Raw genomic sequence first — 453 nt, forward strand, 5'->3', positions numbered from 1 at the left:
GGACTAAACCGCTCGCGCGGTATGTGCTCCGTTCAAAGTTATTGGTTGGGATAAAGTAAAGCCGGCCGGTTTCCTAGTTTCCTATGTTGAGTGATGAGGCGATCCGCCTCGTTACCCAGGAGGAACCGGGCCATGACATCCCCCGTCCAAGTTACCAGTCCGTTGCGTCAGCGCATGATGGACGACATGCGCATGCGCCGCCTCGCACCAACCACGCAAGCCAATTATCTTCGTGTGGTACGAGCGTTCACCGTCTTCCTCGGACGCTCGCCCGACACTGCCACCGTAGAAGACTTGCGTCGCTATCAACTGCATCTGGTTGATCACGGCGTGTCGCCAGTTTCTTTGAACGCCGCGATCACCGGCCTGAAGTTCTTCTTCGGTACGACGCTCGCTCAAGAAGCGTTGATGGCGAAGATGCGTCCGATTTATCTCCCGCGTACCTTGCCGGTC

General features: G+C 57.0%; 1 protein-coding gene. It reads left to right on the top strand.

The genetic code is table 11. The features are described from left to right. Positions 1-132: 132 nt before the first annotated feature. A partial coding sequence (locus tag QCE79_RS33705; RefSeq protein WP_309851887.1) for a phage integrase N-terminal SAM-like domain-containing protein occupies positions 133-453 on the top strand: 321 nt, incomplete at its 3' end.

Source organism: Caballeronia sp. LZ003 (assembly GCF_031451465.1).
Lineage (GTDB): Bacteria > Pseudomonadota > Gammaproteobacteria > Burkholderiales > Burkholderiaceae > Caballeronia.